Here is a 21,597-nt window from a genome sequence, read left to right on the forward strand (position 1 = left end):
CCCGTATAAAACTTTAAATAGATACAAAAATGTCACAGGATATATTATCAATCATTGAAAAAGAATGATTATAAATTCTCTATTTCTTTAAGCCACATTGCTGAACTGGCATCACTCGGCATTCTCCAATCTCCTCTTGGACTGATAGAAATACTTCCTACTTTTGGTCCGTCAGGCAAGCAAGAACGTTTGAACTGTTGATTAAAGAAACGACGGAAGAAAATAGAAAGCCACTTCTTGATTGTTTCTTCATCATAAACACCCTTGAATGCAATATTTGCCAAATAGAAAATTTTCGTAGGACGGAAACCGAAACGCAGGAAATAATAAAGGAAGAAATCATGTAGTTCATAAGGACCTACCAAATCTTCAGTCTTTTGTTTAATCTCTCCGTTTTCGTCGGCCGGAATCAGTTCCGGGCTGATAGGCGTATCAACAATATCAAGCAAAGTCGCTTTTGATTTTTCGTCTACGCCATTCTCTGCCACCCATTGTACCAAGTGCTTAACGAGAGTTTTAGGAACACTTGCATTTACTCCGTACATTGACATATGGTCACCGTTGTAGGTTGCCCATCCCAATGCAAGTTCAGATAAATCTCCTGTGCCGATAACCATTCCCCAAGTCTGATTGGCTACGTCCATCAGTATTTGTGTCCGTTCGCGTGCCTGAGAGTTCTCGTAGGTTACATCATGTAAATTTATATCATGGTCTATATCCTTAAAATGCTGGATACAGGCATCCTTTATGCTGATTTCGCGAATGGATATACCCAGTGATTTCATCAAATCAATGGCATTGTGATAAGTACGGTCGGTAGTTCCGAATCCCGGCATTGTGATTCCAAGAATATCTTTTCGGGACAATCCCAATTTATCAAAAGTCTTCACGCAAACAAGTAATGCCAATGTTGAATCTAACCCGCCGGAAATACCGACTACGGCTGTCTTGGCTCCTGTATGTACCAGTCTCTTTGCCAATCCCGCTATCTGAATAGAGAATACTTCGTTGCAGTGTTCGTCTAATTCGGCTCCCTGTGGCACAAAAGGATGGGGATTGAACTTGCGTGTTAAAGTCAGCTCTTTGCTATTGACAAATTCTGTGGCAATGGAAACAGCTTTTTTATCTCCCAAGTTTGCTTGATTTGCGGAAAAAGTTGTGTTTATCCTACGTTCTGCGCGAATACGTTCTACATCAATTTCACTGATAATAAGTTGTTCTTCCATACTGAAACGTTCGCTCCGTGCAAGGAGTGAACCATTTTCATAAATCAACCCATTACCCGCAAATACTACGTCAGTGGTGGATTCTCCAAAACCGCAGGATGAAAATACATATCCGGCAATACAACGTGCGGACTGCTGGCTGATAAGAGAACATAGATAATTGTTCTTTCCGATTCCTTCATTATCTGCCGACATATTGAATATGATTTCTGCTCCTTGCAGGGCAAGTGATGAACTAGGCGGAATAGTCGACCAAAGATCTTCGCAGATTTCGATACCGAAAGTCGTGTCCGATGTTTCAAAAAGTAAATTAGCACCTATAGGAACAATCTGTCCGCACAAACGTACAGTATCTGTTGTCAATTGAAGAGCGGAAGTAAACCAGCGTTGTTCATAGAACTCTTTATAATTAGGCAAGTATGTTTTAGCGGCAACACCTAATATTTTTCCTTTTTGAATCGTTACGGCTGCATTAATTACTGTCGAATTAACAATTACAGGCATACCGACAATGGAAATAATATCCAATTGACGGGTATTGTTTAATATCTGCATTAGCCCCATTTCTGCTTCTTCAAGCAAAAGCTGTTGCCCGAACAAGTCGCCACAAGTATATCCCGTAATACTCATTTCCGGGAATATAATCATCTGCACCCCTTTACCTTCGGCTACTGCGATTAAACTTTCTATCTTCTCTACATTAAATTTACAGTCAGCCACTTTGACGTGTGGCACGGCTGCAGCTACTTTCACGAATCCGTAGTTCATCTTACACCTTATTTATATATAGTGGATGCAAAAATAGGAAATAGTTTTGAATATTTATCGTTTCTACTGCGAATCCTCTCAAAGAGATAATTTAGGTGATTTATGATACTGTTGCTTAAACAATTAAATAGATTGTCAAAATGAAACAAAACATGTGCGTTTTTTTGTGTATATGGCACTGATATTTTGAATTCATTGATGAATGTATGCCTAAAATGGTGTCAAAAAGATATTGTTGGAAAAATGGTATAAAATAAGCGATATTTAGTTTCTTTTATTTAACTATAATATTTATATTTGCAGTCGAATTAATGCTATTTAAGACAGATGACACTAAGAAACAAGCGATATTACTTGTTAGAAGATATAATTTAAGAGAAGATGGATGTATATTTAATTTCTGCAACAGAAACACAAAAGAGGTATATAAATATTTGGCGTAATATCAAGAATCAGCCAAGTTAAATCTTTCCTGTTTTATTTTTTAGAAAATATTGAATATTCTTTTGTTATTGGCATTCAGGGCATATGTGCTTTTAGAAAGTCTAGTTAAAAAGAAGTGTGTATTATTGTTTTATGTGTGAAATATTATACGCATAAATCACTGTAGAATAAATCAATATCATTAATTTTTAATTCAAGTATCAAAGATGAGAAAATCAATTCTCTTGTTTGTACTCTTTACTCTGCTGAATATCCCCCTGTTGCTTTTTGCGCAGGGTGGATATCAGGTAACTGGGCATATCATTTCATTGGAAGATGGAGAACCGATGATTGGGGTGTCAGTTGTAGAGAAGGGTACATCAAATGGAGTAATTACCGATATGAATGGTAATTACAGTATTAAGGTGACGAAATCTCCCGCCACTTTGCAGTTTTCTTACATCGGGATGAAAACAATAGAGAAACAGGTGACTGGCTCTATTCGTTTCGATTTAAAGATGGAAAACGACGCTCAACAAGTGGACGAAGTGGTTGTAATTGCGTACGGTGTACGTAAAAAGGGAACAGTGACAGGCTCTATGTCGGTAGTAAAAGCTGGACAAATGGAGAATATACCAGCTCCTAGTTTTGACCAGGCGCTACAAGGCAAAACACCGGGATTGCAGGTCATTTCTAATAGTGGTGAACCCAGTGCGACTGCCGACTTTCAAATTCGTGGTGCCAACTCTATTAATTCCGGTACTACTCCATTATTTATTTTAGATGGCATTACTATTACAGATGATGTGTTTTCGTCTATTAATCCCAATGATATAGAAAGCATTTCTGTATTAAAAGACGCATCTTCTACATCAATCTATGGAGCGCGTGCTGCAAATGGTGTAGTAGTAATAACGACGAAACGAGGGCGTGTAAATGATAATGGACAGATTACGGTTCGTGCACAATACGGGGTTTCTAAACTTGCCTATGGAGAATGGGATTTGATGAATACAACGGAACGCTTGAACTTTGAAGAAGAAATAGGTATACGCAAGGCAGGTACTTACGACCGTGATTTGTTGGAACGTACAAATATTGATTGGCGTGATGTGGTATATAATGATGCTGCTCCGTTGGTGAGTGTTGATTTGCAGACGAGCGGAGCTACGCAAAACGGATTTAACTATTATGTATCGGGAAATGTTCATTCACAAGAAGGCATTGCGCTTGGTTCCGATTATAAACGATATACTTTGCGTGCTAATTTGGAAGCCAAAGTAAATAAGTGGTTTAAAATTGGTACGAATGCTTCTTTTGCCTATGAGGATATTCAGGAAGCTACTTCTGGCGATTATAATACTGTTACTCCCATTTCTGCTATTCACTTTATGCTTCCGTATTGGAACCCCTATGCTCCGGATGGAAGTATTGCAAAAGTGAAAGAGGGCACTTGGCTTGGAACAAACGTAAACCCTTTGGAGTATATGGATGCTAACCCTTCTGATAAAAACAATTGGAAAATAGTAGCTTCTGCTTTTGCTGAATTGCACCCTATTACTGGGTTAACAATCAAAACACTGGGAGGCGTTGATTATTTGAACCAGCGCAATGATTATTTCTCGTTACCTTCTTATGCGACCAATGCAGGTGAAGGAACATTAGGTAGAGGAGCCCAACGATATATTAATCTTACTTGGTCTAATACAGCAACTTATATTTTTGACGTGAAAAATGATCATCATTTTAACGTATTGCTTGGTCAGGAATGGGTTGACAACCAAAATGATGGTTTTGCTGTAGTCGGTCGTGGACAGAGTCATGATAGAATGTTGACTTTATCAACAGGTACCCGCGCGGATAAACCTTCTGATACTATGCTTGAAGCACGTTATCTTTCTTTCTTTTCTCGTGTAGATTACAACTATCAGAATAAATATTATGCTGATTTTTCTGTTCGAGGTGATTCTTCTTCTCGATTTGGCGCAGGTGTTCGTTGGGGAACTTTTTGGTCTGTTGGTCTGATGTGGAATACAAAGGCGGAAAAGTTCTTGAAGGATATAGATTGGTTGACAAATGCACAATTGGCGGGTAGTATTGGTACTTCCGGTAACTCATCTATTCCTGCGTATTATCACTGGGCGTTGGTAGGCGGAGGCCCTATCTATGGTCTTGATGGTGAAGCTATGGCCGGAATGGCTCCAAATTCCAAAGGAAATGAGAAGTTAACTTGGGAAAATACCATGACAAGTAATCTATCGGTGAAACTTGGTTTTCTTGATCGGGTAAATTTTGTAGCAGAGTTCTATAATAAGAAGACTACAGATATGTTAATGGAGGTGCCTGTTTCTGCTGTGGGCGGATATACAACACGTTGGAGCAATATGGGCGCAATGGTGAATCGAGGTGTAGAATTATCATTGGATGCGGATATACTTCGCCTTAAAGGTTTCCGTTGGAATATATTTGGAAATGTATCTTATAATAAGAATAAAATTACTGAATTATATAATGGACGTGATGAATATGATTTAGGAGACTACAATATGTTTTTAAAAGTCGGACATGATAGTAGGGAACTTTATTTGAATCGTTTTGCGGGTGTCAATCCTGTTAATGGAGATGCTCTTTGGTACGATAAGGATGGTCATATTACGAATGAAATTAAAGAAGAAGACAAGGTTCTGACTGGAAAGAGTGCGACTGCTCCCTGGCAAGGTGGATTTGGTACTACACTTTCATGGAAAGGAATTACTGTTTCCGCCCAGTTTAGTTGGGTATCAGGACGTTATATGGTGAACAATGACCGTTTTTTCAGTGAAAGTAACAGTTCGGCATATGCAAGTTATAACCATTCTCGTAAGATGCTGTATGATCGTTGGAAGAAACCGGGTGACATTGTATCTATTCCCCGATATGATGTTCCTATTCAGTTTGATGATCGTTTATTGGAAGATGCTTCTTTTCTTCGTTTGAAGAATTTGACCATCTCTTATGATTTTCCGAAAAGTTTGCTGAGAACGGCTAAGGTCTTTCAGCATGCAAGGGTATATGCACAGGGACAGAATCTCTTTACTTGGACTAAATTCCAGGGAATGGATCCAGAGTCTACGATGAATGTATATCAGGCGGCTTATCCGATGTCGCGTCAGTTTACTGTAGGATTGGAGGTCGGTTTCTAACATTTATCTATTTATATCACAAGAATATGAAAAAATTAAAAATACTATTTCTACTATCTGTATTGATATTCGTTTTTTCTTCGTGCGAAATGGATCTTTATCCGGACAGTGCAATACCGGAAAAAGAGGCATTACATACAATAGATGACTGTGACGACTGGGTAGTAGGTATATATAGTGCCTTTAAGAATAGTGCGCTATATAGTGGCGATATGGTCTTATTGCAGGATATTCAGGCTGACTTGGCTTGTGCGGCTTTGCGAACAAATTCCGGTATCTACACAAATTTCTATCAATGGAATATTAAATCGACAACGAGTGATATTTCAGGAGTGTATAATGGACTTTATACTATTATTTCACGTTGTAACTTCTTTTTTGATTATAAAGACCAAGTGGAGTCTAATTTAAAAACCACTGTTGATAAGGAAAACTTTAAAAAACGTCTTGGAGAAGTTTACTTTGCGCGTGCTTTGGCTTTTTCAGAGCTGATTCGTATTTTCTGTGAACCAATGACTTCTGCTAATGCAAATACGGAAAATATGGGAATCAGTTTGGCTACTACTTATAGCGACGATGTACCTATGGTGAAACGTTCTACTCTCCTTGAATCTTATAATCAGGTGATAAGTGATTTGAAACAGGCGGAAGAAAACCTGCCGGCTTCACGAACTGCTGCTGACAGTCCATATTTTAGTTTAGGATCAGTGTATGCCTTGCAAGCTCGTGTATATCTGAATATGGGAATGGGTGATTTGGTTTGCGATAAGAATAATGAATATCTGAAAAAGTCGGTAGAAGCTGCAGGAAAAGTCATAAAAACAGGGGCTTATACTCTTTCTGATGCTGTAAATAATGCGTACCAGATAGGTAGTGCAGTATATACGGATTATCAGATGATGTGGCTTTATGATCAAAGTGACGAGATTATTTGGAAGATAGCCATGACACCGGATAGTTATGGTGGTACAATCGGAAAATATCTACTGGGATATAACACTGTGAATTACAGCCCTCAGTATCATTTTTCTGAGGCTATTCTTGGATTGTATGATGAAAATGATAAACGTGCTGCTGCTTTCTGCTCACAAATAAAGGATGCCTATGGAGATAACGTATATATTATCACTAAATATCCGGGTAATCCCGACTTGAATGGCGGAGCTACTCCCAAATTTATTAATATGCCTAAGCCGTTTCGCTTGTCAGAGGTTTATTTGAACCGTGCTGAAGCCTACTATTGGTTGAATGACGATGAAAATGCTCAAAAAGATCTTTCATCATTAAAACGTAAACGTATTAGTGGTTTCGGCTCCGTTTCTGCTTCAGGGGATGATTTGTTGAAAGAAATAAAGAATGAACGTATTCGTGAATTGTACATGGAAGGTTTCCGCTTGTCTGATTTGAAGCGTTGGCGTGACCCGGTAAAACGTGAAAAGCAGCTTTATAGTATAGATGGTTCTATTAATAATCAGTTGAATGTGAAATATACAGATGCAAGATACCGTTTTACTACTTGGCCTATTCCAAAACATGAAATTGAAGCTACTAATGGTTTAGTGGTAGGTAATGCAAGTAATTATTGAACTAATAATAAATAACAGATTAGATAAATATGAAGAAGTTTTTGAATCTTCTGTTGATGTTTCCGTTGGCAGCCATCTTTGTAATAGGATGTCAATCAGAGGATATTACTTATTCCGGACCGGAGTATGTGATGTTTGCTGATACTACCTATACGATGCCAATATTACAGACGGATAAAATATTTGAGGTATCGGTTGCTGCAACTACTTTGGCAGACTACGATCGGAACTATGCTGTAGAAATTATCAATGATAAATCGACCGCTGTTCGTGGTTATCATTTTGATTTTGTTGACCACTCTAATAATGTCACAATTAAGGCAGGAGAGCGTGTTGCTTTTGTTAAGTTGGCAGGACATTACGATAATGTAAATCGTGATGATAGTTTGGTAGTAAGGTTGCGCTTGGTTGAACCGAAAGCTCAAACATGGGATTTGTATGGAAATGAGACATTGGTAGATTTTATTAAGTGTCATCCATTTAAAATGAACGATTTTCTGCAAATCAAGAATGAGACAGATGAAGCTAATTTCACAATGTTGGCATCTTTTCCTTTTGACAGTAATATGGGCTCCTATTCAGTGAAAGGCTATAAGAAAGATGAAAAGACATTGATGCTTACTGATATGTTCGGACATTCAGGGTCTGGTGATATTCGTGTAATTTTTGACGACTCGGATCCTTTGGACCTCGTGATTACAGTACCCGAACAGGCGGGTTTTCGTGAAAGTAATTATGGAACAGTCTGGATTCGCTCTGTTGAACAATATCCTTCGTATTTCAATACTTTTGATAATTTCTTTGTGTTGACATTAGAAGCATATGTTCCTCAAATAGGAAGTTTCGGAGTATATCAATATATATTCAAGTCACTTGATGCGGATGAAGCGGAGAATAATGGGAATGGTGCTGTAACTCGTAGTATAACAGAAAGTAATGACTGTTCTACTTTTAAATTTAATAAGTTTCACAATTAAAAGATAGGAATATGAAAACTACATCGATTTATTTCAAATATTTATTTGTTTGTGTTCTGATGTGTGCTTTCGTTGCTTGTGGTGACGATGATGACAATAATAAAGGTTCTAATGCCAATATTGAGGTTCTTTTTCCAGAGGACTTGGCAATAACTTGTACGGGAGCTAATAATGATGCTGTGACTGTTACATTCGTTGCAGAAAATGATTGGACCGCTATTGTTAGTCATAACTGGATAGATTTGAGTAAAAGAACTGGTTCTGCCGGTGATCAGAAAATAATAGTAACAGTTGAGGATAATGACGACTTTAAAACTCGTATTGGTACCATTACTATCAAGGACAAGATAAGTGGAAAGTCTGTTGATATCGTTGTGACTCAAGGCGAAAAAGGATCTAATCTAACTTTCTCTACCGAAGATCAAAATGGGACTATTTTGGCTATTGATAATGAAAAACAGGAGATTACCGCAGAAGTAAGTGTAAAGAGTAACTATGATTATTCAATTGCCATATCACCGGATTGGTTGACGTATGAGGATAAAGGGCGAAATAGCGACGGCTCAAGAAAGTATATTTTCCATGCAGATCCGGTAAAATTGTATGCTGCAGGCGGATATGGCGAACAGACTGCAATTGTTAGTTTTGCATATCAAGCAGAAACTCGTACTCCGGCTACAAAAGAATATGCTGTGAAATTTGCTGGTATTACTCCGACTATAACTTTTTATGAAGATGAAGAATCAATTGCTGTAACGACATTAAGTAGTGATGAAGGCACTTATAGATCAGTTGTAAAAGTAACATCTAATGTGGCGTGGAAATTAAATAATTCTTCGGACTATTCAGAGGCTACGATAATTAGTGAGAACATTTCGAAAAACTTTTTTGAAACTCAACTGTCTATGAATGTTGAGATAAAAGATGGTGCTTTGGATACTGATGATTTGACTGGAGGAAAAGTTGAAGTCTTAGACGCTAATACTGATAAAGTGTTAAAAAGCTTACCAGTTATTGTAGAAGGTGTTGGTACAGACTACATCTATATTGACGAGACTAATTTTATAGAAGCTGGAAAGGATCAAACGACTGGTGTCTATATGTTTGCTAAAGAGGGAGGAAAGATGAACTTTAAAGTGCAGGCTGCTAATTTGGAGGATGTCTCCCTTCTTTTGCTGAGGGTTGTATTGTCCGAAAATAATGTTCCTTCTGTAATTAGACGTGTTAGGGTTGATACTGATGGTTATGACCCTGAAGATTATATGATGATAAGTTCTCCTTGGGGACAATGTAAGCCTGTTATAAAAAGTCGCTCAGCCATTCAATCAGGTGAGTTTACAATTGAAATGAATGCTCGTGATATTGAAACTGAAACAGGTATGAATGGTGAGATGTTAGCTTATGAGAATAGATTTTTCGCATTGTTTGCTGTTTCTACCAAGAAATATGCAGACCCTGACGAGGGTGATATAATGGGGGCAGATCTTTTTGATTTCAATGAAGAATCTGGTGCATGGGAATTACGGCCGGAACTAGAAAACAGCTATATTATATTAGGACAAAATAAGGAAGAAATGGATGTAACCAAACTAGAATCTGATTTGAAGGATCAAAAACTACAATTACCATTAGATAAAACTGAATTTTATTATAATGGTCTAGATCTTGCAACAGAATTTGGTGTTGGTGCAACTTGGTACTGGGAGGCAGGAGAACCTAAATATGCTGTTGGTGATGTTTGTCCGGATGATGATAATATAATTTATGGATTGGGAGATTTCTTCTCTAAAGCTAAAATTGATCCGGATAATGAATATGATCCAACTATGGGAACTATTAAATTCACGGAATATTCTAAGAGTGAGAAACCTAACAGAACTAAGACAACGTATTATTTGGTTGCAGGTAATCTTGGTAATAAGATTATTTTGCGTTTTACTGCAGAGGATAAAAAATAATTTTATAATTTTTGAGTAACGAAAATGAATCTATTAAGAAAAATAAACTGGTTGTTTACAGCAGTGCTTTGTATAGCATTGGTGTCGAGTTGTTCAGATGACGATGTCGTTTCTGGCAATGGTACATCAGGATTCCTCAAGTTGCGTCTGACTTCTTCAAAGACTGTAACTAGAGCTACTACATTGGATTATATGTCTGATGCAAAGAAGGTGGAGGTATCTATGTTGTACAATGACATGTATGTAACACAATCCTTGAATCTGAGTTCTGTGGCGAATGCTACAGATCTCGGATTGGAATCGGAGAAATTAGAATTGCGTGCAGGTGAATATCGTATCATGAGTTATTCACTTTTCGGAGCGGTGAAACCCGATATGGAGAAACCGGAGAGGTTGGCTACTATTTATCCGGATGAATCACTCGTGTTCCAGATTACTGGTGGGCATCTTACAGAGCTTGATGTAAAAGTAAAAGCTACTGTGCGTGGCTATGTCTATTTTGATCTATTGAAAGATTTATCTAATTATGAGGATGAAATGGATAAGGCTAATACCAGTGGTAAGACGCGAGCCGCATTGGAAAGTGATCCTAAGGAATTTAGTTATAATAATGTAGAAATAGTAGATATTTACTATCGTAAAAAGGGAACAAGTGAGTATGCTACTCCACACTCTTTTAAAGTTTACGATACAAATAATGAAAAGTATCTGCATACGGACACAATAAGTTGGGAATCTGGAGAGTATGAGATAACCCGTTATATGATGTATGATAAAGACCGTAGGAGTATTCTGTTGGCAGCAGATTTGAAAGATACATATGTGAAAGTTACTACTGGGGATTATGCCAAAGGAAGTGTTAATATTAAATTCCCGGAGAATATGTATGCTATCAAGGATTATATGGCTCTTTATACTATTTGGGTGAATATGGATGGACCGAATTGGAGTTATGCGGGTGAGTCTTTCCCTACAGGAGCAAATTGGCGTTTTGCTAATCGTCCGATAGATGAGTGGGGAAACCAGCCTGGCGTTGAATTGGATAGTTACGGTCGTGTAAAAACGTTGGAATTAGGCTCATTTAATCCAAAAGGTGCTATACCTGATGCTTTGGGAGATTTGACGGAATTAGTTTCTTTGTCATTAGGTACTCATAATGACTTGGCTTCTGTCGAGAACTTTGAAGGGGATAAGGTAAGTTACAGCTTAAATCCTATTGATTTGTATCGTAAAGGGATTGATTACCGTGGTCGTCGTATGGAAATAGCAAAGGAGAGATTGAGTATTCTGCATCCTTCTCCGACTGACAATGGTAAACTGTACACTTCGAAAAAAGTTACTCCTTTGAAATATGCAACTTTTAGTACTTATGATTTTTCCCAAGGTGCTATTTCTAATCGTATAACGAAGATTCCGGCTACTATCCGTAATCTGACTAAACTAAATTATCTATTTGTTGCAAATAGCTTGGTTGGATTGAATGATGATGATCTTCCGATAGAATTGGCAGAATTACCTGATTTGACAGATGTCGAATTTTATAATTGTAAATTTAAGAGATTCCCTACCGCCTTGGAAAAAATGAAAAAGGTAGTTTCATTGAATTTCAGTTGTAATGCGACAATGGAACCTGCTGAGTTATTGAGGGGATTGAATGCATTCATAACAAGTTGTAAAGATGAATTGCAAATCTTGTACGTGTCATCTTGTGGACTAGAGGAGTTCCCTACTGCACTAATTGAGGCAACCAAGATTGGCTTATTGGATTTTTCTTTTAACAAGTTGAGAAAACTACCGGGAACAGGACGTAAACTGGCACCGGTACAGGCTTTCTTTGATGATAATAAGATTACAGAAATAGCAGAAGATTTCTGTGAAACGGATGATATTGAAAAATTCTCGGCATCTAACAATATGCTGAAAGTATTTCCAAATTTATTTAAAGATGGAAAGGATAGTAAATATCAGGCAACGAGTGTTGACTTTTCCGATAATCATATAGAGCGATTTGCTGAGGGATTCAATGGTATCAATGTCGAGACATTGACGCTTACTAAAAATGATTTTGGTAAAGCCAATAAGGATGAAAAAGGAAAAGGCTATTTCCCGGGAGCTTTGAAGGGCTCGGGTATTAGTTACCTATTGATAAATAACTGTGAATTGGATACGCTGCCTCTTTGTTCGTTTGAAGATTTAGAGGTCTTGGAAGCTTTAGACTTATCAGGAAATAATCTCAGAAATCTTCCTGTTGAGTTTAATTCAAGGAATCTGGTTTTTGTATCCGGTTTAAATTTGTCTTACAACAGATTTGGTACTTTTCCGATGAAAGCTATGGAATTACCGATGTTGAATAAGTTGTATTTGAATGACCAGTGGGATATTGACAGAAAGACAGGTAAGGAAACTCGTCCTTTGCAGACTTGGCCGTCTGCATTGGCTTCTTATCCGGGATATGCCACTTTGAGACTTTTAGATGTATCAGGCAATGATATTCGTAAGGTTCCTGATTCGAATTTCCCGACATTGTTGGCTGAGTTTAATATTACTAGTAATAGCAATATTGATATGACTGTTCCATCAGGAGTGTGTTCTAACATTGCTTCCGGCTTATATAACTTAGTGTATGATTCAAATCAGTCTATATTTGGATGTCCGATACTGGATTTGGATATGAATAAATAATGGAGGAAACAGAATTTATGAATTATTTATTTAAAGATATGAGAACAATGTGTTGGGCAATAGTTGCCTTGATAATATTATCGGTATCTTCTTGTAAAGATGATGACGATGATGTGGTTAGCGGTTTTTCTGTGGATCAGACAGAAATGCAGTTTTTAAATAATGGTGGAACCATTGAACTAAAAATTGCCACTGACCAGACATGGACTGCCGAGGCTGAAAATGATTGGTGCATGGTCAGTCCGGCTACCGGAGTAGGAAATGGAGTATGTGTGATAAAAGCTGATTCCTCTTACTTGTATAAGGAACGTACCGGACGGGTTATATTTTATTCTGATAAAGGAGATTTGGCTGAAGTTCTAGTGAAACAATATGGGTATGAACCTACCATTGACTTTACGGAATCGGAACTGACAGTGCCATCTTATGCTGCTCCTGAGAAAGCTTATGTAGATGTTGAGGCCATAGCTAATGTTCCTTTTGAAGTGGTAATTCCGGAAGAAGCAAAGGCTTGGTTAACTCTTGATGGAGTTTCTACTTATACTCCGTCAACAACGATTCCCCGTAAGCGGAAATTTCGTTTTAAATTTAAAACTTACTCTGACTTTGATAGAGGTGACCGTATAGCGGAAGTGCAGTTTAATCAGAAGCCATTGACACCGGCTCGTGCTTCCGGGGAAACAGTTTTGCTCAATAAAGTGGTGAAGATTACTCAAGAGAAGGCTCCGGTTATTATACCTTCACGTGAAGGTGATTCATTAGCTGTTCTGGCGATTATGCGAGTTTTGAATGCGGGTACTCCTTCTACCAGTCGTCCGATTATTCATTGGGATAATATTGTCGTAGAAGAGCGTACATATGACTATTATAATTCGATAACAGGAGTTACGAAAAAGGACACGACAGAACTTCGTGTTGTAGGTTTCCGTTTGTCAATGATTGATACGGATGAAACCATTCCTTATCAGATTAAATATCTAACTGAACTGGAGACTTTTTCAGCGATAGCTAATGCGAATGGATATAAAAAGAAGATAGCATTAGGACCGGAGATTACCACACTGGCTAAACTGAAGAGTCTTTCTCTGATGGGATATGGTATTAATTCACTTCCTGCTGAAATGGCTCATATGCAGAGTTTGGAAGAACTAGACTTGAATGGTAATACCATTTTGAGTTTGGAATCAATAAAAAATGTACTTTTAGGATTGAAAGACAAACTTAAATATTTGGATTTAGGCGGTAACAGGATTAGTGGTTCAATCATGAATCTGAGTACGGATATTCCAAGAAACGAAACACTGGAAACAATTGGGCTTGGAGGAGATTTATCTAAAGCAGACTGGCTATTCCGTGATATGATAGCTTTGGAAGAACTTCATATGTCATATAACTATTTTTATGGTAATATTCCTGACTTGGACGGCGCTAAAGATGGAATTTTGCCTAAGATGAGATATTTGACACTAAACTTGAATCGTCTTACCGGTAAAGTTCCTGACTGGATATTGTATCATAAGTATTTGGCTTGTTGGAATCCGTTCCTGTTATTATTTAATCAGGAGGGGTATGATAATAGAGGGAGTATAGCTGGCTTTACAAATGCTCCTACCAAGTTCTCTGAATTTCCGGCTGAGTATAACCGTACTTGTCCGGAAAACGAAGAATTGGCTACTATTGCAGCGAAATTACCATCATTGACTCAGGAAGACCTCAATACAGTGCCTTTGCATGGTAATTGGAGATATTATAGAATGCTTAATAAAAACTGGTATTTGAATTGGAAATGAAAATGACAATGTATATGAAGGCAACACTTCTATTCTGTTTCATAATCTGTGCAGCTCTATTTACGGGCTGCTCAGAAGATGACGAAGTTGCAACCTTAGCCGAAGGACAAGGAGAAGTGACTTTTAAGTTTGTGCGCAATAAGGTTTTTACCATATCTACATTAGAAGATATGGCACGACTGAAGGTGACACTGGAAAAAGATGGTAAAAAAATCGATTTGAAAACAGTTGATTTAACCGGTAATGAAGACGAATTAACTTCTGAAGTTCTTGCGTTGGAAGAAGGTACATATCAGGTAGTGAAATATGTAGCTTATGATAATAAAGGTGCACAGATTCAGGAAGCTTATGTGGATGATGAAAATAGTGTCACAGTTAAGCATGGAGAAATGGCTACTTTCTACTTCCCTATATCTATTCGTTTTGTGTATGTTAATAATCAGTTACGTAATCAATTATTTGGTTTGTGTGAACAGGTTTTGGGAACGGACTCTACCAAATGGCCTAAAACCTGGCGTGTAGAGAATGAGGACTTGTTGACCTGGGAAAATCTTGAATTTGAGGTAGATGATTATGGGAATATATCCTATTTGGCAACTATAATTTTTGATAATAAAGCATTTCCCGGAATGAAGAAATTGCCTGGACTTATCAGTACATTCTCTACTTTGGAAGGGATACAAATTCTGGATATTCCGGAATTTGAGGAGTTACCGGAAAATCTGGATAAATCTACGCTTTATGCTATTTTGATAATGAATACCGGATTTAAAGATTTTCCAAAGAATTTTGAGAAGATGAAAAATCTACGTTCGTTGACGGTTGTGAATAGTCAATTGACAGAACTTCCTGCAAGATTAGGCGAACTTCCGGAACTTCGTGATTTGGAAATTAGTGGAAATAGCATTTCAGAGTTTCCTGCCGCATTAGCGGAGAAATTGCAAAAAGTAGTTTCGCTTCGAATGAATGATACAAAACTGACAACGTTACCTTCTAATATGTTTAGTATGAAGATGGTATCGACTTTTGATTTCCGCAATAATCCTAATTTGAATTCTATGCCGGAAAGTCGTGGTGAGGGAGTCCGTATGGGAGGTTTACTTTTAGATAATTGTGGTTTTACGTCTATTCCGAAGATTGCAAAAGGAAGACTGCATACACTTACATTAGCAAATAATAAAATTACTTCTGTTACGGAAAGTGAGTTGAATGCTCTGTCGGGCGAATTGGCAACTTTGATTCTGGATGGAAATAAGATTAATGCTTTTCCAAAAATGAATTCAGAAAGTTTGATGGAACTTAAATTGAATAATTGCGGTTTATCTGCTATTCCGAATTTATCGGCACTGCCTAATCTGCGTTCTTTGGCATTGGCAAAGAATAATATTACTGCTATTGGTGATGGAGTCTTTTCTAAGAATCCATATCTTTCAATTTTAGATTTTTCGGATAATGCAGGATTGACTTCTTTTTCAGAGAATACTGGTATATACCTTAGAGAGCAGGAGGATGTAATTGGAGAGAGTGTAAAGAATGTATCCAAACCATTTTATTTACATTGTGTAAATGTGGATAATTGTCCGGCTTTGAACTGGCAAGTACCAGCAACTTGGTGCTGCATTGAGAATTTCAAGATGGAGAATAAGGAGGATTTGCTATTACCACGTAGAAATGTAATTGTGTACAACCGTAATTCTTCTGGTGTGACTCGTGCAACTTGCCCAGTAGATGGATGTAAGGCGACCTATGCACTGCCTAGAGATTTTGACGAATATCTGGAGTCGATAAAAAAGAAGTTGAATGAATAATAGCCGTTGTCTGCTTATAATATTGTGTCTCATCATTGCTTCATGCAATGATGAGCATAATAATGAAAAGCTAGATGTGAAAATTTCTTGTTGGGAAAAAACACATTTAGCTTTTCTCGGTTTGAAGGGGGGAATAAGTAGAGTCGTGGAAGCAACACATTCTCTTGATAAAAATTCAGAAGTTGGAGAAGAAAATATAATTTTCGATATGCGTTTTAACTCTATGGGGCAAATAACATATTATAATCCGACCGGTGTGGAATTTCCAACTCGTGATGTGTGGCAGACAGTTGCTTGCTATTCCTATAAGTATGCTGAAGATGGGAAGATTGTTGAGGCAACCGTTACTCCTTTAGGAGATGAACCACTTGTATATACTTTGCAATATAGTGAGCATTGCAATTATGTTCCTCTTATTTTTCCTTTGGGAAAAATGGATTTTTTTCTGGTGAAGGGTTTACAAAGTATCACTAGTGAAGATGGTTCTATTTCATATTTATATGATGGTAGGAAAGCTGCTTATGAAGAGGAAACATGGAGTGGTAATACAAAAACAGAATATTTGTATGAATCCGGTAGCTTGTATCCTGTAAAGAAAGTTGTTACAACATCCCGTGGAACGACTATTTTGAATGAAGAAATCACAATGTATACTTATGATACTGAAGGACGGCTTTTGGCACAAGATATCAGGGTAGCTGAAGCGGGCATTGAATCAGTCCGTACAATTATCCGTTATGCTGAAGGACAGTTATTGTTACCTATTGCAAAGAAAATGGATATGGGAGCTACTATTTTTGATTGGTCATATACCTATGATTCTCAGAACTGTTTGCAGGGAGTTAAATATATTGAGAATGGAGGCTCGGAAGATGAAATAACAGATAAAGAGGAATATACTTATCTTTCGTTTGATAACTTTGGTAACTGGACGGATTCCAGACAGTTGCAAAGTTGCATGGTTGATTGGTCCCATACGGATGGAGTAGTCGGAGTTAGCCGAAACTTTACATATTGATAAAATGGGAGAGATTTGTTCTCTGCTAGAAGTGGTTGGTTTTAAACGGTTAGGGTTTACCAACCACTTTTTATGTTAGTATCAAGGCTTACATTTTTCAGTAACTATTTCAATATAGATATATTCTGCTTTAGAAGAGGATGTTTTATCTTCTTTTAGCCTGATACATTTTGCTTGTATCTTTGTGGCATCCGCTTTGCGGCAGATTCGTATTTCTCCAATTGAATCAGGAGATATTATTTCTGGAACAGTATAACCGGAAAGAGCAGAATCCAAGGAACGGAACTGTAAACGAACAGCTTCTTTGCCACTATTGATTATAACTATTTTTTGCTCCTGCTCATTTCCGCGCATTGGTGAAAAACGAATTCCTGTCGTTTTTAGCTGTATGCTGTCCATGACATATGGAAAACGCTTATCTTTACGTTGTGCTCCTGGAGTTACCATTCCTGAGATTGTTAATTTGATTTTGCTATTACTTCCTGTAATGTCAACCAATATGGAACGGTTGAATTTCCCCGGTCGTCCTTGAGGATTATAAGTGACACCGATAGTACCGGTTTGCCCGGGTGGTATCGGTGTTCGTGTATAATTGGCTACCGTACAACCACACGTGGTTTGTACATGGGTGATAGCTATTGGGCTTTCTCCTCGATTAGTAAACTTGAAATTATATGTTTGGTTCTCTCCATCTTCAGGAAATGTACCAAAATCATGTGATTGTTTTTCAAAAATAACATGATTGTTTGTTTGGGCTGTCACTGCAACTGCAATAATGGTAAAATAAAGTAATATGATGAATTTGATTTTCATAGTGCAAAGATACAAGTATTTATGCTGCTGATGAGAATCTTTTCTAAAAAAAAGTTGAAAATATTTGGATATCCCATTAAGACTTTCTATTTTTGCATTGGATTTATAATTGTAATGAATACAAGTTTGAAACGAAGGGGCGAAAGATTATGAGACCATACGATCGATTATTACAGCATAACATTAAGCCGTCCATGCAGCGTATTGCTATCATGGAGTATTTGATGGAACATCCGATTCATCCATCAGCTGATGATATATATACAGCATTATCTCCTGAGATGCCGACATTATCAAAGACAACGGTTTATAATACGTTGAAATTGTTTTCGGAACAAGGGGCGGCTTTAATGCTTACGATTGATGACAAGAATACAAACTTTGACGCGGATACTTCCGTACATTCACATTTCCTGTGCAGACGTTGTGGACATATCTATGATTTGAAGTGTCCGGAAGCGGTAAAACAAGTGGAACAGCAGGAAATGGATGGACATCAGGTTACGGAAGTTCATTATTATTATAAAGGTATTTGTAGAAATTGCTTAAGTAAAGATAAAGAAACACGTATTGACTAATTAATTTAAAATTGAGAAGAAAATGAAAAAATTTAGATGTACTGTATGCGGTTACGTTTATGAAGGTGACGCAGCTCCTGAGAAATGTCCTTTGTGTAAAGCTCCTGCCAGCAAGTTCGTAGAAGTTGTTGAAGTAGAAGGTGGCGCATTGTCTTTTGCTGACGAACACGTTATCGGTGTTGCAAAAGGTTGTGACGAAGAAATGATCAAGGATCTGAACAATCACTTTATGGGTGAATGTACTGAAGTTGGTATGTATCTTGCTATGAGCCGTCAGGCAGACCGTGAAGGTTATCCTGAAGTAGCTGAAGCTTTCAAACGTTACGCTTGGGAAGAAGCTGAGCATGCTGCTAAATTCGCAGAATTGCTGGGCGACTGTGTATGGGATACTAAAACTAACCTGCAGAAACGTAAAGATGCTGAACAAGGTGCATGCGAAGATAAAAAACGTATCGCAACTCGTGCTAAAGCTTTGAACTTGGATGCTATCCATGACACTGTACACGAAATGTGTAAAGACGAAGCTCGTCACGGTAAAGGTTTTGAAGGTCTGTACAACCGTTATTTCGGTGATAAATAATCAAACCTCATAATAACTCTTAAAAGGTCTGTATTCAAAAATGAATACAGACCTTTTTTCTTTATATTTGCTCATCAACTTTTAAATACCACAGTTATGAAAAGAGTACAACTATTGTTAGTTTGTTTAGTGCTTTCGGTGGCTGCTTTTGCTGCTGATAAAGTGATTAAGTTGCCGCAACCTAATTTGAACCGTACCGGTACGGTGATGAAAGCGTTATCTGAACGTCACTCGACCAGGGAGTTTGCCTCAAAAGCTCTGAACCTGGCTGATTTATCAGATTTGTTATGGGCTGCTAATGGAATCAATCGAAAAGATTCGGGTAAACGGACTGCTCCGTCAGCTTTGAATAAGCAAGATGTGGATGTGTATGTAGTATTGCCGGAAGGTAGTTACTTGTATGATGCAAAGAATCATCAGTTGAATCTGATAGCTGAAGGGGATTACCGGGGAGCAGTGGCCGGTGGTCAGGCTTTTGTGAAATCGGCTCCGGTTTCTTTGGTTTTGATTAGTGACCTTTCCCGTTTTGGAGATACGAAGAATGCGCATACCCAATTGATGGGAGCTATGGATGCAGGAATCGTTTCACAGAATATTTCAATCTTCTGTTCTACAGCTAAGTTGGCTACAGTGCCACGTGCTTCGATGGATAATAATCAATTGAAGAAAGTGTTGAAGCTCAAAGACACGCAGATTCCTATGATGAATCATCCCGTGGGATATTTTAAATAGAGATTGGATAGGATTTTAAGAATATCCCAAAGTAATCGGAATGTACCCCAATTGTTTCTTATGGACTTTTGGGGTACATTTCTTTTTCATGTAATTCCTGTTAATCAGGAATTACCAGTTTAGTATCCGAAGACTGTTAATTCACGAATTGCTGCGGGGGGACATGCATTTCCATAACCTTCCGGGATGACTAGTTTTATATAACGGGATGTGGTCGATTTGACATAGTAACGAAATGTTTCTCTGATAAACTCATCATTGAAATCTGAAGCTCCAATTTTTTCCCAATTGTTATTATCGTTGCTGGCATAAAATTCCACCCATTTGATATTATTGGCTCGACTGGCTTCTCCACGATTAATCAGGTCAATTTGGGTAATTGTGACTTGTTTTTTCATATCAATGGTAATCTCGTAAGGAGGTTCACACCAACCTGCTTCGGATTTAGTTTTGCAGTGCCAGAAAGTAGCTTCATCATCATCAATGAGATTCTCTACCGGATTAGCTGCTGCAGCAGAATTGCAAGCGATAACTTCCCAATCTGACTTATTTATTTTCTGTCCCTCTTTGACAATACGGAATAAAGTATTACTCTCCTTATCTATAACTAATGAATTATTGGGGGTACCATTTTGTGTAGCTTCAAGACTTCCAATAGTTACAGGTAATATGTAATTGCCGGGAAGTAGATTATCTTTGAGCAGATAGGAAGCAGTTGTTTCATTAGTACCTTCCGGTAAAGAGATTTTTGCCGGAGCAGTGTACGAATCGCTGGGCAGTAAGGTGAAATTAACTTTATTACTTGTATTATATTGCTCAATCAGAGACAAGTCGTGAGTTAAGTTGCATTCTATATCCCATTTATTCGTAAAAGGTACACTGATATGGACATCCATCTGAGAGGCCTGTAATGGATCAATATTGAATACTCCTGAGTTTGTGATTTGTACAATGGGTTCCGATACCTGAAATGCCAATAATGAGGCATTTCTTTCAGGGTTGATTTTCAATTCGTCAGAAACCAACCGGAGTGGAAGGACATATTGAATCTGGTCATAACCGGATAATTCGACTATCTTTTCTGGATGATAGGTTATATGACCGCACATTTCATTTTTATTTAATAAGAGATCGACATTAGTCAACTCATAACAGTTTTCCGGTAACATTTGATAGTTAGTCCTGTCTTCTCTGTTCAGAGAATCCAGTAAATCAGGATCTATAATGAATTGTACTTTGCCGGACATATCGTTTAATCCGCCTCGTTGTACCCAAAGTTCTGCCTGATAACTTTCTCCTACATTGAATGATTTTTGTACATTTAGTGTGTTGATAGCGACTGATGCCAGGCTCTCTGCCTTATCTGCGATTTCAAAGTTTTCATCGCAACTTACTGTCAACATCAAAAAAAAGATAGTTGCCGATATGGAATATATTTTCTTCATCTTTTTTGAATTTAAGTCATGAAACATAGTA

The 21,597-nt window shown here is 37.7% G+C and carries 14 protein-coding genes; 11 read left to right on the forward strand and 3 right to left on the reverse strand.

Going from position 1 to position 21,597, the window contains the following annotated elements:
- Window positions 1–68: 68 nt before the first annotated feature.
- A complete protein-coding gene (locus tag HC965_RS11970) occupies window positions 69–1,994 on the reverse strand; it encodes an NAD(+) synthase (protein ID WP_191031670.1) in 1,926 nt (641 codons plus the stop codon).
- 650 nt (window positions 1,995–2,644) lie between these two features.
- Between HC965_RS11970 and HC965_RS11975 the strand changes: the two genes are divergently transcribed.
- The 8 genes from HC965_RS11975 to HC965_RS12010 are packed head-to-tail and all read left to right on the forward strand — an operon-like array spanning window position 2,645 to window position 17,418.
- On the forward strand, window positions 2,645–5,599 hold the full coding sequence (locus tag HC965_RS11975) for a TonB-dependent receptor (RefSeq protein WP_191031671.1): 2,955 nt from the start codon (window positions 2,645–2,647) through the stop codon (window positions 5,597–5,599).
- Window positions 5,600–5,625: 26 nt separating this feature from the next.
- A complete protein-coding gene (locus HC965_RS11980; protein ID WP_191031672.1) occupies window positions 5,626–7,185 on the forward strand; it encodes a RagB/SusD family nutrient uptake outer membrane protein in 1,560 nt (519 codons plus the stop codon).
- A 29-nt stretch (window positions 7,186–7,214) separates the two neighbouring features.
- On the forward strand, window positions 7,215–8,162 hold the full coding sequence (locus tag HC965_RS11985; RefSeq protein WP_191031673.1) for a DUF4984 domain-containing protein: 948 nt from the start codon (window positions 7,215–7,217) through the stop codon (window positions 8,160–8,162).
- Between the two features lie 11 nt (window positions 8,163–8,173).
- Window positions 8,174–10,120, forward strand: a complete 1,947-nt coding sequence (locus HC965_RS11990; protein WP_191031674.1) for a BACON domain-containing protein — start codon at window positions 8,174–8,176, stop codon at window positions 10,118–10,120.
- A gap of 24 nt (window positions 10,121–10,144) precedes the next feature.
- The gene (locus HC965_RS11995) at window positions 10,145–12,802 is read left to right on the forward strand and encodes a DUF4458 domain-containing protein (RefSeq protein WP_191031675.1); all 2,658 of its coding nucleotides are present in this window, start codon (window positions 10,145–10,147) and stop codon (window positions 12,800–12,802) included.
- Between the two features lie 38 nt (window positions 12,803–12,840).
- Window positions 12,841–14,592 carry a BACON domain-containing protein gene (locus HC965_RS12000; protein ID WP_191031676.1) on the forward strand — a complete coding sequence of 584 codons (1,752 nt, stop codon included), beginning with the start codon at window positions 12,841–12,843 and terminating at the stop codon, window positions 14,590–14,592.
- Between the two features lie 14 nt (window positions 14,593–14,606).
- A complete protein-coding gene (locus tag HC965_RS12005; RefSeq protein ID WP_191031677.1) occupies window positions 14,607–16,400 on the forward strand; it encodes a leucine-rich repeat domain-containing protein in 1,794 nt (597 codons plus the stop codon).
- Complete coding sequence (locus HC965_RS12010; RefSeq protein ID WP_191031678.1) at window positions 16,393–17,418, forward strand: hypothetical protein; 1,026 nt, start codon at window positions 16,393–16,395, stop codon at window positions 17,416–17,418. Before HC965_RS12005 ends, HC965_RS12010 begins: the two co-directional genes overlap by 8 nt.
- A gap of 81 nt (window positions 17,419–17,499) precedes the next feature.
- Here HC965_RS12010 and HC965_RS12015 read toward each other — a convergent pair whose 3' ends face one another.
- Window positions 17,500–18,231: a DUF1573 domain-containing protein gene (locus tag HC965_RS12015; protein WP_191031679.1), complete on the reverse strand. Its 732-nt coding sequence runs from the start codon at window positions 18,229–18,231 to the stop codon at window positions 17,500–17,502.
- A 149-nt stretch (window positions 18,232–18,380) separates the two neighbouring features.
- On the opposite strand from HC965_RS12015, the gene HC965_RS12020 reads away from it, so the two are divergent.
- The 3 genes from HC965_RS12020 (at window position 18,381) to HC965_RS12030 (ending at window position 20,121) form a co-directional block, all read left to right on the forward strand.
- A complete protein-coding gene (locus HC965_RS12020; RefSeq protein ID WP_191031680.1) occupies window positions 18,381–18,809 on the forward strand; it encodes a Fur family transcriptional regulator in 429 nt (142 codons plus the stop codon).
- 22 nt (window positions 18,810–18,831) lie between these two features.
- Window positions 18,832–19,389, forward strand: coding sequence for an NADH peroxidase (locus tag HC965_RS12025; RefSeq protein WP_007759170.1), 558 nt, complete (start codon window positions 18,832–18,834; stop codon window positions 19,387–19,389).
- A 96-nt stretch (window positions 19,390–19,485) separates the two neighbouring features.
- Window positions 19,486–20,121, forward strand: coding sequence for a SagB/ThcOx family dehydrogenase (locus HC965_RS12030; RefSeq protein WP_191031681.1), 636 nt, complete (start codon window positions 19,486–19,488; stop codon window positions 20,119–20,121).
- Between the two features lie 119 nt (window positions 20,122–20,240).
- Here the strand turns inward: HC965_RS12030 and HC965_RS12035 are convergent, their stop codons facing one another.
- On the reverse strand, window positions 20,241–21,566 hold the full coding sequence (locus HC965_RS12035) for a BT_3987 domain-containing protein (RefSeq protein ID WP_191031682.1): 1,326 nt from the start codon (window positions 21,564–21,566) through the stop codon (window positions 20,241–20,243).
- Between the last annotated feature and the right edge of the window lie 31 nt (window positions 21,567–21,597).

Source organism: Bacteroides sp. GM023 (assembly GCF_014750685.1).
GTDB lineage: Bacteria > Bacteroidota > Bacteroidia > Bacteroidales > Bacteroidaceae > Bacteroides.